The sequence below is a fragment of the Brasilonema sp. UFV-L1 genome, assembly GCF_012912105.1.
Lineage (GTDB): Bacteria > Cyanobacteriota > Cyanobacteriia > Cyanobacteriales > Nostocaceae > Brasilonema.
Genome location: NZ_QMEA01000180.1, coordinates 1 through 15,836 on the forward strand (window position 1 = coordinate 1; position 15,836 = coordinate 15,836).

The following is a 15,836-nucleotide window of genomic DNA, read 5'->3' on the forward strand; positions in this document are numbered from 1 at the left end:
TGAGAGAAGTTGGAGCGGAGGTTTCCTCCGATCCAATCTTCGGTGATTTTGAATTGATTTGTCCTCTTGTCCCCTTTTTTGTAACTGTATTGCTACAGCAGGATTATCAATCGCTGGGGATGTATCGGGTAAGATACTAATTCGCGTAAAGCCGCCAGCCGCAGCAGCATGTAAGAGAGACAGGAGAGTTTCGCGTTCTTCAAATCCTGGTTCTCCAGAGTGACTATATAAATCTATCAACCCTGGTCCTAAAACCAATCCATGACAATTCCTGACATGAGTGTCATCTGACACATCACAAATGTGATCATTTACAGACGTGATGTAGCCATCCTCAATCAGGATATCTGTAATTCGGTCGGTTCCAGAAACAGGGTCGATAACCCTTACTTGTTGTAGCAGTTCACTTGTCATTTTAGCTATTAACTATCAGCTATCAGCTTTTTAACTTTTATATGTTTTTAACTGTGCGTTTGTGTTAAGTACATGGGTGTAAATAAATATAAGATGAACTGTCATTGCGAAGAGGAACGACGAAGCAATCGCAATCAATGGGATTGCTTCGTTCCTCGCAATGACATATTACATTTAATTATGTCTGCCTACTTATGCTTACAAAAAATTAACCAGCAGTTAAAGGCTGACAGTTAATTGCCAAATGCTACAATGCCCCTGCTGCTGTTTTATCGAGTACGCCGCCACCCAAGTGAGTCGTAATATTCATTGCTTGCAGTATTGGAAAAGCACTTGGTTGTGAGGGGTAGTCGATAACAGTGACTGCACCATTACCCTGACGGAAATTCCAAAAATGTTCTGACGATAAACCCAGAACATGACAAAGTAGGGTTTTATTCGTCGCATCATGAGCAACGACTAATCCGGTTTTGAGTTGATTTGCCAATGCAGTTTGGACAATTGACTTCCATGCTGTCACACTACGTTCCCACACTTGCTGCAAATTTTCTCCTTCTGGCATTTGGACTTGTGCTGGGGCTATTCGCCAACGATGCAACTCTTCTGGGAATTCTTGCTCGATTTGTTTTTCTAATTTTCCTTCCCAAAGTCCGTGACTAATTTCTCTTAAACCGTCTTGCAATTCCAAATTGATATCTGTATGATACTGCAAAATAATTTCTGCTGTTTCTTTCGGACGCAGCATTGTGCTACTAACAGCAAAATCAATTGCTATATCTTTGAGAAATTGAGCCGCTTTTTGTGCTTGCTGTCTACCATTGTCGTTGAGGGGTACATCGATTTGTCCCTGAAATCTGGTTTGGCGATTCCACTCGGTTTCTCCGTGACGCACTAACAACAACCTGACACCTTCGTGATTTGGGCGCAAGGAGGGTAGAATGTCTCCGAGATGTTGCGTCTGATTGAGAGATTCTAGTTGGACTGGTTCTGTTAATCCTCCAGAAAAATTGAGGACACTGATACAACAGTTAGATTGTTGGATGGAATGGTAGCGTTGTGGAGAAATTCCTAGCGCCGTGCTCAAAAGAGCACGATTAATCCCATTGTGTCCGACAATAAGTATTGTTTCGCCTTGATGGCTAGGTAGAATTTCTTGCCAAAATTGCCGCGCCTGTTCGTATAAAGCCAGAACAGGATAATGTTCTTTTGTTTGCTCACCGTCTTTGACAGACATCAGCAGTAAATGGGGACTTTCCTGCCAAATGCGGTAGTCTTCGCGAAACTTCTCCTTAACTTCAGCAGAGAGTATTCCTTCCCATAAAGGAAGGTCAATCTCCATTAGCTTATCAGAAATTTGAGGAACAGCTGATTGCTCAGCATGAATTGCCATTTCATGATGGATAATCTCTGCTGTATGTTTTGCACGTTGCAAAGGACTGCAGTATATTGCGTTAAATGGGATATGACTGAGGGCTTTGCCTACTTTAGTAGAATCAATACGACCTTTGTCTGTTAATTTGGAAGCATCCGAGCGTCCTTGTATGCGTTTTTCGGTATTGTAGGTACTTTGACCGTGGCGCACAATAATTACACGAGTCACGTTTTGCCCTCCTGTATCTAAAGGACTCATTCTACTTTGACACTCTCCTTTGGGAGATGACAAGTTACATAGGTAGATTTTCGAGGCGCGGCGGTTTTGCGCTCGTATGACAAAACTTTACCAAAAATAAGCGTCAAATTATGATGTATCTCTGAAAAAAAAAGAGCCCTCCAGGCTTCTAGGCAATTTAACCGCATCAGCTGAAGGGATTTTTAATTTTTGGCATTTTTCTGTAGAATTTAGCAAAAGCTTGCCGTGATAACTGGGTGAAAGTCAATTGTTGCTATCTACTTTGTATTTCCATTCAGGTCAAACTGCACTTGCAATCCATCATTACCATAAAATGACTCATCTCCTTGAGGAAAAAACACATCATTTGGAGTTTTTACTGGTTCTCTACGGCGTAATTCAATTTGCTCTCCAAGTTGCAAAACTTCACCCTGAGTTATGCTTTCTCCAAAATTTTTTCGTGAAGCATTATTCTGCGAATTTTGTTCTGTAAAAAATCTTGCGAAATCACCCTCGGCTGTTCTATTATTTATTCCAGTTAAAGAATTCCCTTGGATTGTGTAATTCCCAGTTTTTGAGTTTTGTGTCACAGAAGACTGCGCGTAAACTTTACTTCCTAGTGCAGCAATAGCAGTAACTACAGCCAAGGCAGCGAACATCTTGAAATTCATAGTTTTTCCTTAAACTCTACTTTATTTTTGCTTAAGATTATATAACTAAGCCTTTTTTATCCCAAGTATGTGGGAGGTTTCACAAAAAAAACATGATGACTGCTGTCTGGTGATTGTAAATGAATAACTATATTTTTAATTTATTAAAGATTTGTGAATTTTTCCTCTCATTTGAGAGATATATCTACAAGCGTAGATAACAACTGTAAGACAACTGAAGCAAAAGGGATATGCCTGGAAAATAACGAGTAAGCCGATCCAGCAAAAAGGGATAATGTTGCAGGTGGTTTTGGATTCTACGAAATGATTGATAATCTTAAAAGTGAACTAGGTGTTCCTGATTTGGTAATTAATATCAAATCGGCTGATATTGAGGCTCTAACTATGCCTGAGACAAAGTTGAGTTTCTTGGAGGCACTCAGGAGTGCTATCGAGAACTTTATCTCAGACGGCAGTAAGAGTGAGAGTCCTCTTTGGATAGTGCAAGAATTACCAAAGGAATATGGTTTACCCGATAATGTAGATGCTCCAACGGCTAGTGAAAAAGTGCGGGAATTGCTCAAGAGCGTGCGAACTCACCTTGAAGACTGAACCAGAAGATTCGTCTGATGAATGGGCAGGCCAAGTGATGTATGACGAAACGGGTGAAAAGTTTGGTACAAGCAATTATTGGATTTTTGAGTTATCCAATTCTCCGTTTACCGATATCAACGTAGCCGTAGTTGACAAAGCAGGAATCAAGCCAACCCTTAACTGGGGCTTCAGTTAAGGGCATACCTTGAAAAAGCCGTCACTCGCTAGCCCGAACAGGGGGTTTCTTTTGATGTATGTGGAGACAAAGTTTGTGGTTACAGAGAATATTTTGGCAGTGATGGTAAATCGAATTGAAGTCGGACAATGGGAACGCTGACCGGAATGCACCATTCTCAACAAGACCTAAAAAACCGGGTAACTGAGGCGAAAATTAAGGTAAGGCTTGTGTCGTTATTCTCAACAAACCCGCGCTTTTTGACAAGAGTGCAAGATATAAGTTAGTTTTGTTTTGCGTTTTTGTCATTTGATTTCTGTACACATCTGTACATTTCTGGTCATTTTGTACAGGTCTCGTCAAACGAGACCTGCTTATATGGCATATTCTGCCAACCTGATTTCTCAGTTAAGTTAGCCTCGACAATGATTTAAGAGCTTGTTAGGAAAGCGGCACTACAGCTATAAACCTGTTTGCTGATTTCTTAACCGCCTTCGACAGTGCTACAAACTGGCGTTCATTTGTAGGTGTCATGACTCAAAAATCGTAGACCGCGCTATCGCGCCGCTGCGAAGCGCGAAGGTCTTAGTCTGCACGCTCCGACTTTGTACAGATATGTCTAGCTTTTGCTAGTTTTGTATAGGTTTTTCGGAGCGGTGTTGACTAAGTTCTCTGCACTTAGCCTCAGCTGCCTGATAAGCCTCTAAGTAATCTTGACCACCTAACATGATATTTCCATAATACTGGTAAGGTGGTTCACCATAGACTGGCAATGGATCATCTTCTGGATAATCTTCTTTAGATTCTTCTATGATTGCTTTGAGTTGCTTTACAGTTAGGCGTTGTGCCGTAAAGTACCAAATTTCTTGAGCGTTCTGATTAAGATACGGTAATGTTGGATCGACAATGCAATCTTCCAGTTCCATCCAACCGTGTTCGATGGGTTTGTATGGCTTACCAGCAAAAGCTAAAAAGCCTTGTGCGTAGATTGCTCCCTGAGTCGCTAATGTTCCCCTATAAGCATTCTCAAAAGGAGTTTTAGCTTTGCTCTTTACACGTTGGGCAGTCTCAATAGAAAGCGCTTCATTCAATGGTTTGTTCATCGACAGCAAGCATTAAGCAGCGACTTTAACATAGTATCACTTGCAATACGGTTCGGTTAACGGTAGTCCGCTACGATAGTCAATTGCACTTAACTTTGGGAGTCCTGCCTATGCCTACAAGATGCCAAGGGGAAATAAGCGACTGATACCAAGTTGCAGTCTAACATGGTATTCCGTCCGCAGCGACTGGAACGGAGTGGAAGGAAGCAATCTCATCAACCCTGAACTACTACAACAAAACGCAAATTGGTATGAATGATAGCATAGTGAGCAATGTCAACTCTACTGAGAATTTTACACTGACAAAGGAGTCAACTCGGTAATGACAAAAAGTTATGCTATCGGAATTGATTTAGGGACATCGACATCTGAAATTTGTGTCTACCGAAATGATGAATCATTTCCGATTCCTGATCCTGTTACAAAGCTAGCAATTATTCCATCAATTGTTGCTATTAGTAAAAAGGGTGAGATTTTAGTCGGAGAAAATGCCCGGAGTTGGGTTGATGTTTCAGGGCGCGGAGTCCGTGAAGTCAAGCGCAAAATGGGAACACCCGAAACAATAAAACTGCTAGATAAAGAATATCGACCTGAAGAAATTTCCGCTTTGATTCTTCGTCAACTAAAGGAAACTGCTGAAGAGGCTTTAGGAATAACCATTCAAGAAGTTGTTCTTTCTGTTCCAGCTAACTTTCCAGATGCAGCTCGACAAGCAACACTGAATGCAGGTGAATTGGCTGGATTAAAAATCATTCGCTTAATCAATGAACCAACAGCAGCCGCTTTAGCTTTTGGAGTCAAAAATCTTGATGTTGAAGAACACCTTGTTGTCTTTGATTTTGGTGGTGGTACTTTAGATATCACTATATTAGAAATGGTTGCAGGTGTTCTGGATGTGAAATGTAGTTTCGGTAATCCTCAATTAGGAGGTAAAGATTTTGATGAGGCAATGATGACATTGCTCAAAAGAAAATTTCAAGCCGAAAATCCAGGGGCAGAAATTTCTCAAAATGCTCATGGTACACTAAAAGAAGCTGCAGAAAAAGCTAAAAAAGTTCTTTCTAGACAAAAATCGCATCATGTACGAATTCCGTATTTTGCAGCAAGTCATGATGAATTTATTGACTTAGAGGTGGAAGTGACGCAGCAAGAATTTGAGCAGGCGATCGCACCTCTATTAGAAAAGACGCGAGACTGCATACGTCAAGCACTAAATGCCAAAAATATCCACCCCAGTACAATCAACCGAGTGTTACTTGTGGGTGGAACAACTTACATTCCTGCTGTTCGCCAATTAGTCGTAGAGATGTTTGGTAAAGAAGGCAAAGTTCTTGATGTTGGTGCTGATTTAGCTGTGGGTGTTGGTGCATCTATTCATGCTGCTCTTGCTCAAGGTTTATTCTGTGAAGATTCAAGTGTTATTCTCACCGATGTCGCTCCATTTGGATTAGGTATTGAAGTGGTAAGTTACGTTGGTGGACAATATATGCTGACTTATGAACCTTTGATTCAACCAAATACAACAATTCCTTATTCGACTCAAAAAACTTACACTCTTTTGCGAGCAGATCAAAAGCGGTTGGAGGTTCGTCTTTATCAAGATAACACAGGTCGAGCCAGGCTACCTAATGAAGTGATTGACACAGGAATACAAGCAGAAATGACAGATATTCCTCCTGCTCCTGATGGTATTCCTTATCCTGTGCAAGTAGAGTTTTCTTATGACATTAATGGAATAGTTAAACTAAAAGCAACGATTCCTAATCTTAATAAAAGTGTAGAGCTATCATACAGTTATTCAGCTAAACGTATGGCTAACAAAGACATCGCTGATGCTGCTTCTCGCCTCAAAGAACTGTGGAAGCAGAACGCTAAAGCCAGACAATACGAAGGACTCATTAGTAAGGCAGAACGGTATATGGCTGGAATTCCTCCTCAAGAAAGATCTCCGCTGTCTGATATTGTGATGGAACTTAAAAAAGCTTTGATGAATGACGAAATTCAAGAAATTCAAAAAGCAGGCGATCGCCTTGTAGACTTCTTATTTGATTCAGAAAACAACGTGGAAGAGTGACAGATGGCATATGAACTTTATCATATCCTAGAAATTTCCTCTGGGGCATCTGCTGACGAAATCAAACACGCTTACTTTCAGTTAGTTCGCAAGTATTCTCCTGAAAAATATCCAGAACAGTTTCAACAGATTCGGATAGCTTATAACACGCTTTGTGATCCAATAGCACGAGAAAATTATGACGTCATGCAAAAGTATGGCGACCAAATTGAACAGCTCATTGACCAAGCTGAAAAAAAAATGCAAGTACAAGAATGGGAAAATGCCATTCCTTTACTCAAGCAAGTTCTTGTCCTAGCACCAAGAATTGACGTTGCTCGTGATTTGCTCGGTCTTTGTTATATTCATACTGAAAATTGGGATTTTGCAGTTAAAATCTACAAAACATTAACAAAAACTAACCCAGATGTAGCACTCTACTGGAATAACTTAGGTTGTGCCTATAAACTGCAAGCTCAGTGTTTGAATAATGGAGATGTTAACCAGACTCAATTTTATCACAATGCTCGTAAATGTTTGGAGCAAGCAGTCAAATTAGAATCATTTAATTCTGCACCTTATCTAGATATAGCAGAAACTTACCTTGACCAAAGAAATTACTCTCAAGCCTTGACTTGGGCAGAACGTGCTATTGGTGCTGATGGAAAAGCTGATTATCATGACTTTGAAGCACTTTTCTTTATCTGCCGTGTTTACTTTTATAGTGATGAATTAGAAAAAATAGAAGTTATAGAAAAAAGAATTTTATCTTTACTACCTAAAAACTCAGATATTCGACAATATGCTGCTAGTCGATTTGCTAATATGGGGATTGAAATTGCCAAACTTGCGGCGAATGGCACGAACTTTCATTTGTGGAGAGCAGCTTTTCAATTTATCAAGTCAGCGATCAACATAGAACCAAATAATGTAGGCATTCAAGAAATTTTTCTCAAAACTGAGGAAATAGTAACAGCTATTGACCAGTATGAAAGTTTAAATCATGATTACCTCATCAATCAAGGTTTTCACAGACTCGCTGCATTCTGTTTAGCTGATTATTTTAATTTTTACGATTCACCGCAAGAAAGAAAACGTTTTTTAAATGATATACTCACTGAAATTTTAGCTTCTCCCACCAGCACCATTTTTGCCTCACTTGAAAGAATGAAGTTTTATTATCCTGCGGTGTATAGACTCAATACAGAACTCTTCCATAGAATTGAGCAAGTCGCTTGTGTACCTTGACTCCTAATACTAATTATACTAATTCCAATAACGCAAACTCAGCTCCCACCGGACCGCAAACCCGGTTTCTAAGCACCAAACTACCCTTAACCGAACCGTATTGACTCACATCTTGCACCTAGAAAAATTGATGTTATTTAAACACTCAATCTGAAAACTAAAGCCCTTATTTGACAGAGAAAAGCCCAGAAAAGTGATGTAACTTTATTGCTCTGCTTTTTCCTCGTGCCCAGGCTTATACGGATAGGTGCAAGATCTGAGTTGACTCAGATCCATCAATGAAGGTCAATTCTAACTGCTGCTGTTGCTGAATTGAAGCGATTATCGATTTGCTCAGCGCCTTGATGAGCGATAAACTTTCAAAAAGCATCCGAAGGGGGGGTTCCTAAAAAAGGATCGTCAGACTACAATAATTAGATGAGCAATTTCTGTTTGTGTTATTCGGCTTTTCCTCAAGGCTTGAAAACTCCAGACACAGATGACAAGCGTGAGGCAGAAAACCCGTGTCGTTCAGTCAATCAACACTCCTTTGTCACTTTAGTTTTTTTGCCGATGAAGGTCTGTGGTTGATTTGTTTGAATCATTTGCGGAAATTTTCTCTTGAGCAAAACCTTTTAGAATGTTTATGTGACAAGGTTTTTGGCTCGGTAGGAATTAAAGTGCTTCGGAAATTGTGTTGCTTGCAGCAAGAGAAGCGGCGAGGAGCCAAGTTCATATTGGCAACATAATCTTGTGAATTTATGCTATCCTATTCTAGAGGATTTATATTCGGTTGTGCAGTTTGTTTTTATCTATTTACAAGCGTCTCTCCGAATCTAACTCTCTACACTACCTGATTCTGGAGATGTTTCATGTCGATTTACGTTGGTAATCTATCCTATCAAGTTGAGCAAGATGACCTCAGACAGGTCTTTGCTGAATATGGGACTGTTAAGAGCGTTCAATTGCCTATAGACCGGGAAACTGGTCGTGTGCGAGGGTTCGCCTTTGTAGAAATGGGAACAGAAAAAGAAGAAGAAGCGGCGATAGAAGCTCTTGATGGTGCCGAATGGATGGGTCGTAACCTGAAGGTTAACAAAGCTAAGCCCAAAACAGAGAGAGGCTCATCTGGTGGTAAATCATGGGGAAACAACGATAGAGGAGATAAAGGTGGATACTCTCGACGTTATTAATTCAGCTTCGAGACAAAGAATTTAACTCTAAGGTCTCAAGGGCAGACAAAGAGTCTGCCCTTTTTTGCACTTCAGCTTACTAAATTGCTCATCAATATCTAGCCATTCATTCAATCAATTTAAGGAGGAGATAACATGACCCAAGTGATTCTTGGCGAAAATGAAGGAATTGAGTCAGCCCTCCGCAGATTTAAGCGAGAAGTTTCCAAGGCAGGAATTTTTCCTGATGTCAAAAAGCACCGTCACTTTGAAACACCCCTTCAAAAACGTAAGCGCAAAGCAGTTGCTAAACAAAAACAACGTAAGAGCCGTTTTCGCTACTAAGGGTTAATTAACAGCAACTAACTGTTTCAAATCAAGTTGTGCTGATGAAGCTGACGTTGTTACAAGAGGGCGGCGGGAAAGCCAATTCCTTTTCGGATGGTGTTTACGTCGCCCCTGTCGTCATGAGCTATTGCTCTACAAAACAAGTCTAGACAAACTCATGAGAAATAAAACTTACCTGCAATCTTAAATGCTGCCCAGTGATAAGGGTGATTATATAGCTTTGTTTCTCTAGATAGATGACGAGTTCTATATAATTCTGTTGCTAAACTTGCTCGAATTTTTTGATCTTCTTGAGGCATTTTGTTGAGTAACTCTTCATACCATTGTTGTAGTTCACCTGCAGTCAATTCTTTAAGCCATGCAGTTGCTTGCGCTAACGCTTTGGCTGCTGGTTTATTTTCCTGGAGTTGTCGATAAAACTCTATCATTATCAAAGCAATAGCTGCTGATTCTACAGTCCACAAAGGACTCAAGACATGAGTGACTCCTTGATTCAAAAAAGCACTCACCATGCCAACATATTCAGTCGTGATATTCTGGTTGCTAGTCATGAGTGTTTCGCAAGTTGAAAGAGTTACAAGGTTGTAATTTAGAATTGGCTTTTTGCAGATTTCCTCTACAGTTAATTTATCTTCACCTGCTAACACCAATTCTGATTTGTGTGGCTGACTTAAATTGTCAATCACATAGCCTGTAAAGTGAAATATATTGTCATCACCAGATAAAGCATTTTCTATCTGTCTTTTTGTCGCTTGTAAACCAAGTATCCGTTTGCAATCACGAAACATCTGGCTAATCGCTTCAGATTCAAGTTCGGCAAATTGTGGTGTAGGATAATTTATACTTTCTGGACGTTCTACTATAAGTAATGATTGATTTTGCACCTGTGTGAGTTGTTGGGATTTTAAAGACAACCCAATTTGAATGCTAGGTAAATAGGTAAATATATAATCATCTTGCTTGGATAACTCTGCTTCCACAGAAGACGAAAGATTGAAAAGGATGTGGAGAGGAAGTCTGTGTAAGTCGCGATGGGGAATTAAAATTAAATGGGTGATGTCCTCAAGTTCATTTACAATTGCAGAAATGTTGAGGATACGTTTCAAATTCAGCAACCTTTGCTCCATTTCTGATTCCCATGAATGGATGCTTTTTTCTAATGCGTCGTTAGTTTGGAGTTGCTGATATTCCGTGTATTTTTGATTCCAATCTTCTAACCAATCTTCAAATTCAACCAAGCATTTTACCGATTCCGGTAAAGGCATTTCATCAATTTCCCCAACATTTAGCATGGGTGTAAAAACGAGAATCGGTTCTGGGGAACTATCTTTAATGATGAAGGTGCGTAAGGCGCATGGGCTAATATGCCAGTAGATAATTGCAGTTGTGGGGTTGATAAGTTGATGAATTGATGAGTAGCTAGTTGAGATCATGTCATTTGTCCAACCAAACAGAAGCCAGGTTAAACAAGCATTTTTGCCGTGTTCAGCGATTTCTATCGCTTGCGCTATTTCACCAGACTGCACCGCTAGATCAACTGCTAACTGTTCAAAACCTGCACACTTGAGTACGAACTGTCTTTTTTCTTCATCCGAGTGAGTTGTTTCGTTGAGTAAGTACTGTACTAAATCTGTTGCATATTGATGTAATTCTTGGGCTTGAGAAGTTTGCCCCAAACTGATAAGTGTTTTAATAAGGTTTTGTAAAACCTGCAAATATAATTGAGGAAAGACTTCTGGAGTGAGTGTCCCCAACGCCTGATCGTACTGCGCTACAGCTTGTTGCCAATAATAACGGGGTGTAGCATGTCTGTTGCCTTGCTTGTAATGTGCATTGCCAAGCGCTAGATGCAATCGACAACAACCTTCTGGCTGTGTATCTTGGGAAACATATTTCAGCCCTTGCTCATAGGTTGCTAATTTCGCTTGGTAACCGCGTTCATACAGGGCTAAATTTGCTGAATCTGTGGTATCGAAGAAACTCAAAAGGTGTGAGTCGTTACCATAAATTGCACGTTCTGCTGCATTCCCTCGTGCAATCCACGCTTCCCAGTAGTCAGGTTTGATTTGCAAAGCGCTATCGTATGAGGCGATCGCCTCTTCAAATCTCTCTAAATAAAACAGGACAACAGCTCGGTTGTACCAAGCTAATTCAAACTCACGATTATATTCTATCGCTTTCTCATACGAGGCAATTGCCTCTTCTGGCTGTCCTAAGTTGTCTAACGCAACAGCACGGTTGAACCAAGCTAAGTGATAGTCAGGTTTGATTTCTAAAGCTGCTTCCCAGGATGAAATTGCATCATCCCAGCGTCCTAAGCTGAACTGTAGCACACCGATGTCAATCCAGACTTCATAAGAGTTTGGATTGATTTGAACTGCTTGCTGGTAAGATACTAGAGCATTTTCGTATTGCCCGACTTTATTGTGCGCTGCTGCTAAGGCGTACCAAGCTTCGTAGAAGTCGCTTTGAATTTCTAAAGCTTTCTCAAAAGAGGCGATCGCATCTTCAAATTCTTCTAAACCAGAAAGTTCCACACCTCGTCTATACCAAGCTAAGTAAAAGTCGCTTTCGATTTCTAAAGCTTTCTCAAAAGAGGCGATCGCATCTTCAAATTGTTCACCCTGTGCCAACGCTAGACCTCGATAATACCAGTACTCGTGGTCTTGTGGTTGCTGCATAATTGCTTGTTCGTAACTCTCAACTGCGTCCAATGGACGCCCTAACCTCTGCAGCGCTATACCCTTACTACACCAAGCTTCTGGGTAATCGAATTTTATTTCTATCGCTTTATCAAAGCAGAAAATGGCATCTTCAAAGTATTCTAGTTCACCCAGTGCTCCGCCTCGGTAATACCAACATTTGTAGAAGTCTGGTTTGAGTGCGATCGCTTTGTCGTAAGATGCTACAGCTTCTGAAAAATCACTTAAATAAAATAGTGTTAAGCCTCGATTAAACCAATACTCGTGCGAGTTGGGGTGAATTTCTATCGCTTTGTTGTAAGATGCAATTGCTCCTGCTAAATCACCTGTTTTCGCTTGCTTAAGACCTTCGTAAAACCAAGCTTCTGCTTGTTCTATATCAGCCTGTGGTTGCTCTTGTGTCAAGATATTTGTTGTATTTGCTGATGCTTCGCTTTCAACTCCTAAACCAGAAGCCAGCTGCTGAACTAAACTGGTACTCTCTTCCAATCTGACTAACAATTCATCAAGCTTAACAGCCACTGGTGACTGAAAATCTGACAACTCATACCATTGAGGAGTTTGAGATGCTGCTTCTTGCAGGCTTTGTTCTACCCAGTCAGATTCTTCAGAGGCTGTCTCTAATGTTATTGCGTCAACATCATCTAATTCAGAATATTCCCATATAAATTCGTCTGGGTTTTCGATATACTCTTCCCGTGCAGGGTTTGAAACAGATAGAGGCATTGTTGCAGCACTTTCGTGAGGAATATTCTCTGAATGCTGTTTGCTTTCTTCTGGTGTCAACTCTTGTGCTAATTGGGTTGTGAATGTTGTATAAGTTATTATTTCCGTATGTTGTGCATCATTCTGTTCATACGGGTTACCCAAGTTTCGCGTCAACAATCTTATACCAATGTCGTAAGATAAATCTCCAATTACCCCAATATCTAATTCGCCTAATTGCACCATCTGTTCTGCCAATTGGTTATTTGGTGCAGGTGATGTTAATAATTTCTCGCCAAAACTTAGTAACCAATTTATCCAGCGCTCATTGGAAATACGGTTTTCCATTCTCTGGAGATACTTAAGCGCCCATGCTTGCCCTCTTGCCTGATGCACACCTTCTAGCAGTTGGGTAAACAAAAATTCTAAATCAGCATTTGTCAGTTCAGGTGGAGGTACTATCTTCTGTCCCTCTGTAGGATATCTAGAACGAGTCTGCTTTTTCCTAAAGAGGTATCGGAAAAATTTCTTAATCCACTTTACTAGCCACTTGAACATTTCGGGAATAATTGGAGATTGGTCATCATCATCAGAATTTTAGCGAGCACAGTGTTAGAAAAGTCATGATTTACGTAAAAACCTATCACACTCACATCGGCAATTCTACGGTAAGTTGGCAAAATCAACAGTATCCTAACAGTTCAATCATCAAGGTGTTTATGATTTACAGTATTTTTACATCAGAAAACAACTCACAGCACTCAAAGTGACCTACACTTCCAGATGTTCGTATGTTATGACATAATATCAATTCGAGTGATTGAATTATGATTCTGCTGGATTCGCATTGGATTCGCTTGCTGCTTGGTACTGCTCAAGCAAAGCTTGGATAATTATTTCCGGGTCGTCTGTCTGGAGTCCTAATTGTTGAGCAACTTGGTTGCGTAAATTCTCATCTTGTTGTAATAGCACAAATAACTGATCTAAGGTAACAGTTTCGTATTCTCCTTCTGGAAGATTTTCTTGTTCCATAACTTTGTGTTGCTCACTTTGAGTTTGTCTTGGTGCAGGGGTTTGTTTGACTGCATCTGGTCCATCATACTCCCATATTGGCTCACCACCTGCACGCGTTAACAACTGCATGCCAATTTCATAGGCAACGTCTCCGACTTCTCCAATGTCCAACTCACCTAGTTGTACCATTCGCGAGGCTAATTCGTTGTTGGGTGTGGGTGATGCTAACAATCTTGCGCCAAAACGCTGCAACCACTCCACCCACCGTTCTTTTGAGACGCGATGTTCAATATTATTGAGCCACTTACACGCCCATGCTTGTCCTCGTGCTTGATACGCACCTTCTAAAAGTTCTGTAAACAGAAATTCTAAATCCGTATCACTTAAGGGTGGAGGCGGTTCTTTGTGAACATTTCCCCCTGTTTTAGCTGGAACTTGATTTGAGCCAAACAAGCGCTGCAAAAACTTTTTGAGCCATCGAATTAACCGCTTGAGCATCTCCCGCACCAGTAAGTATTGGTGGTCATCATAAGATTGTAGCGGTGTCTAGGGACAAGCTGCTACGCGTTGATGAATTACACTCTGCAACGTCACTGAATATCAAGTAAAATGTACTGGCACATCAGTTTTTTGTGGTATATTTGTACTATCTTAAAAAGAATCATTAATATCTGAAGTGGCGTCATACGTTTAAAATTATCCAACCCCAAATCATGGGTGCTAGTTATTAACCCTCAAAGGCATTGACATTACAATCTATGTCTTACGAACCCCTGCACCACAAGTATCGCCCAAAGAGTTTTGCTGAACTGGTGGGGCAAGAGGCGATCGCGACCACCCTAACAAACGCCATCCACGCTGCTAAAATAGCTCCTGCTTACCTGTTCACTGGTCCTAGAGGTACAGGGAAAACTTCCAGTGCTCGGATTTTGGCAAAATCGCTTAATTGTCTCAAAAGTGACAAACCTACGCCTCAACCTTGCGGCGTGTGTGATGTTTGTCAAGGAATTACTAAAGGCTATTCTTTAGATGTGATCGAAATTGATGCTGCCAGCAACACTGGTGTCGATAATATTCGCGAGATTATAGAAAGGGCGCAATTTGCCCCAGTACAGTGTCGGTATAAAGTTTATGTTATTGATGAGTGTCATATGCTCAGTACACAAGCATTCAATGCGCTACTGAAGACACTAGAAGAACCACCGAAACATGTTGTCTTTGTACTAGCAACAACTGACCCGCAAAGAGTCTTACCTACGATTATTTCTCGGTGTCAACGCTTCGACTTTCGCAGAATAGATTTAGAAGCGATGGTGAAGCATTTGAGTCACATTGCTGACAAAGAAAACATTGATATTACTCTCGACGCGATAACGCTGGTAGCCCAAATTGCTCAAGGGGGATTACGAGATGCAGAAAGTCTGCTTGATCAGTTAAGTTTATTATCGGGTGAGGTGATACCTGAGCGAGTTTGGGATTTAGTTGGTAGTGTTAGCGAACGCGATTTACTTTTGTTGTTGAATGCGATCGCCTCTGACAATCCAGAAGCTGTTTTAGATGATATTCGTAAAATTTTAGATCGCGGTCGAGAACCTTTAATTATTCTCCAAAATCTTGCTGGATTGTACCGCGATTTGCTGATTGCGAAAACTGCCCCTAGTCGCAACGATTTAGTTGCTTGTACTTCCCAAACTTGGCAAGCACTGATTGATTTTGCCCAAGAGTTTGACATCAGCACAATTTTGGCAGGACAGCAACATTTGCGAACAGCGGAAGTGCAATTGAAGAATACCACACAACCGCGTTTGTGGTTAGAACTCACGTTGCTGGGCTTGTTACCCTCCGCTTATAACTCTGTTCAGCAAAACGGTAGAGATACAGTTTCCGCACCAAGGATTTCACCGCCTACAGTTTCACCATCTTTAGGAAAAAGTGAACAAACCTCAATCACAAGCCCTAAACCACCTTCAGTCTCACCATCACAAAATAATTCAAAAACTGTAGAACAAGTCAAAATTCACGAAACAAATACCAGTACAAAAACTCCCATCACTCCCCCATCTCCCCATC

At 40.8% G+C, this 15,836-nt stretch carries 12 protein-coding genes and 2 pseudogenes; 8 read left to right on the forward strand and 6 right to left on the reverse strand.

From position 1 onward, the window contains the following. The 3 genes and pseudogenes from DP117_RS30760 to DP117_RS30770 all read right to left on the reverse strand — a co-directional run. A pseudogene (locus DP117_RS30760) lies at window positions 1-414 on the reverse strand (dihydroorotase); the annotation flags it as partial. A gap of 247 nt (window positions 415-661) precedes the next feature. After that, window positions 662-2,014: a histidine phosphatase family protein gene (locus DP117_RS30765; RefSeq protein WP_169222003.1), complete on the reverse strand. Its 1,353-nt coding sequence runs from the start codon at window positions 2,012-2,014 to the stop codon at window positions 662-664. A 287-nt stretch (window positions 2,015-2,301) separates the two neighbouring features. Continuing rightward, complete coding sequence (locus tag DP117_RS30770; protein WP_169221993.1) at window positions 2,302-2,694, reverse strand: hypothetical protein; 393 nt, start codon at window positions 2,692-2,694, stop codon at window positions 2,302-2,304. Between the two features lie 303 nt (window positions 2,695-2,997). Between DP117_RS30770 and DP117_RS30775 the strand changes: the two genes are divergently transcribed. The 3 genes and pseudogenes from DP117_RS30775 to DP117_RS36660 form a co-directional block, all read left to right on the forward strand. Then, window positions 2,998-3,285, forward strand: coding sequence for a hypothetical protein (locus DP117_RS30775; protein ID WP_169221994.1), 288 nt, complete (start codon window positions 2,998-3,000; stop codon window positions 3,283-3,285). After that, window positions 3,275-3,463, forward strand: a complete 189-nt coding sequence (locus DP117_RS30780; RefSeq protein WP_169216559.1) for a hypothetical protein — start codon at window positions 3,275-3,277, stop codon at window positions 3,461-3,463. The genes DP117_RS30775 and DP117_RS30780 overlap by 11 nt, the downstream gene beginning before the upstream one ends. Before the next feature lie 44 nt (window positions 3,464-3,507). Next, window positions 3,508-3,582: pseudogene (locus DP117_RS36660) on the forward strand (nuclear transport factor 2 family protein); the annotation flags it as partial. Window positions 3,583-4,071: 489 nt separating this feature from the next. On the opposite strand, the gene DP117_RS30790 reads toward DP117_RS36660, so the two are convergent. Continuing rightward, the gene (locus DP117_RS30790; protein WP_169221995.1) at window positions 4,072-4,545 is read right to left on the reverse strand and encodes a hypothetical protein; all 474 of its coding nucleotides are present in this window, start codon (window positions 4,543-4,545) and stop codon (window positions 4,072-4,074) included. Window positions 4,546-4,867: 322 nt separating this feature from the next. On the opposite strand from DP117_RS30790, the gene DP117_RS30795 reads away from it, so the two are divergent. From DP117_RS30795 to rpsU, 4 genes are all read left to right on the forward strand, one after another. After that, window positions 4,868-6,619, forward strand: a complete 1,752-nt coding sequence (locus tag DP117_RS30795; protein WP_169221996.1) for an Hsp70 family protein — start codon at window positions 4,868-4,870, stop codon at window positions 6,617-6,619. A gap of 3 nt (window positions 6,620-6,622) precedes the next feature. Further along, window positions 6,623-7,846: a DnaJ domain-containing protein gene (locus tag DP117_RS30800; protein WP_169221997.1), complete on the forward strand. Its 1,224-nt coding sequence runs from the start codon at window positions 6,623-6,625 to the stop codon at window positions 7,844-7,846. 851 nt (window positions 7,847-8,697) lie between these two features. After that, window positions 8,698-9,018 (forward strand): RNA-binding protein, encoded by a 321-nt coding sequence (locus DP117_RS30805; RefSeq protein ID WP_169221998.1) that lies wholly within the window; start codon window positions 8,698-8,700, stop codon window positions 9,016-9,018. 135 nt (window positions 9,019-9,153) lie between these two features. Continuing rightward, a complete protein-coding gene (gene rpsU, locus DP117_RS30810) occupies window positions 9,154-9,342 on the forward strand; it encodes a 30S ribosomal protein S21 (protein WP_169221999.1) in 189 nt (62 codons plus the stop codon). 158 nt (window positions 9,343-9,500) lie between these two features. On the opposite strand, the gene DP117_RS30815 is transcribed toward rpsU, so the two are convergent. Beyond that, the gene (locus tag DP117_RS30815) at window positions 9,501-13,310 is read right to left on the reverse strand and encodes a tetratricopeptide repeat protein (RefSeq protein WP_169222000.1); all 3,810 of its coding nucleotides are present in this window, start codon (window positions 13,308-13,310) and stop codon (window positions 9,501-9,503) included. 267 nt (window positions 13,311-13,577) lie between these two features. Beyond that, window positions 13,578-14,264 (reverse strand): hypothetical protein, encoded by a 687-nt coding sequence (locus DP117_RS30820; protein WP_169222001.1) that lies wholly within the window; start codon window positions 14,262-14,264, stop codon window positions 13,578-13,580. A gap of 260 nt (window positions 14,265-14,524) precedes the next feature. On the opposite strand from DP117_RS30820, the gene DP117_RS30825 reads away from it, so the two are divergent. Next, window positions 14,525-15,836 (forward strand): DNA polymerase III subunit gamma/tau (locus tag DP117_RS30825; protein WP_169222002.1); only part of this gene is annotated, 1,312 nt, incomplete at its 3' end.

Coding starts and splice junctions, on each gene's coding strand:
- DP117_RS30770 (WP_169221993.1), bottom strand. CDS start 2,694: ATGAATTTCAAGATGTTCGCTGCCTTGGCTGTAGTTACTGCTATTGCT.
- DP117_RS30775 (WP_169221994.1), top strand. CDS start 2,998: ATGATTGATAATCTTAAAAGTGAACTAGGTGTTCCTGATTTGGTAATT.
- DP117_RS30790 (WP_169221995.1), bottom strand. CDS start 4,545: ATGAACAAACCATTGAATGAAGCGCTTTCTATTGAGACTGCCCAACGT.
- DP117_RS30795 (WP_169221996.1), top strand. CDS start 4,868: ATGACAAAAAGTTATGCTATCGGAATTGATTTAGGGACATCGACATCT.
- DP117_RS30800 (WP_169221997.1), top strand. CDS start 6,623: ATGGCATATGAACTTTATCATATCCTAGAAATTTCCTCTGGGGCATCT.
- DP117_RS30805 (WP_169221998.1), top strand. CDS start 8,698: ATGTCGATTTACGTTGGTAATCTATCCTATCAAGTTGAGCAAGATGAC.
- rpsU (WP_169221999.1), top strand. CDS start 9,154: ATGACCCAAGTGATTCTTGGCGAAAATGAAGGAATTGAGTCAGCCCTC.
- DP117_RS30815 (WP_169222000.1), bottom strand. CDS start 13,310: ATGTTCAAGTGGCTAGTAAAGTGGATTAAGAAATTTTTCCGATACCTC.
- DP117_RS30820 (WP_169222001.1), bottom strand. CDS start 14,264: ATGCTCAAGCGGTTAATTCGATGGCTCAAAAAGTTTTTGCAGCGCTTG.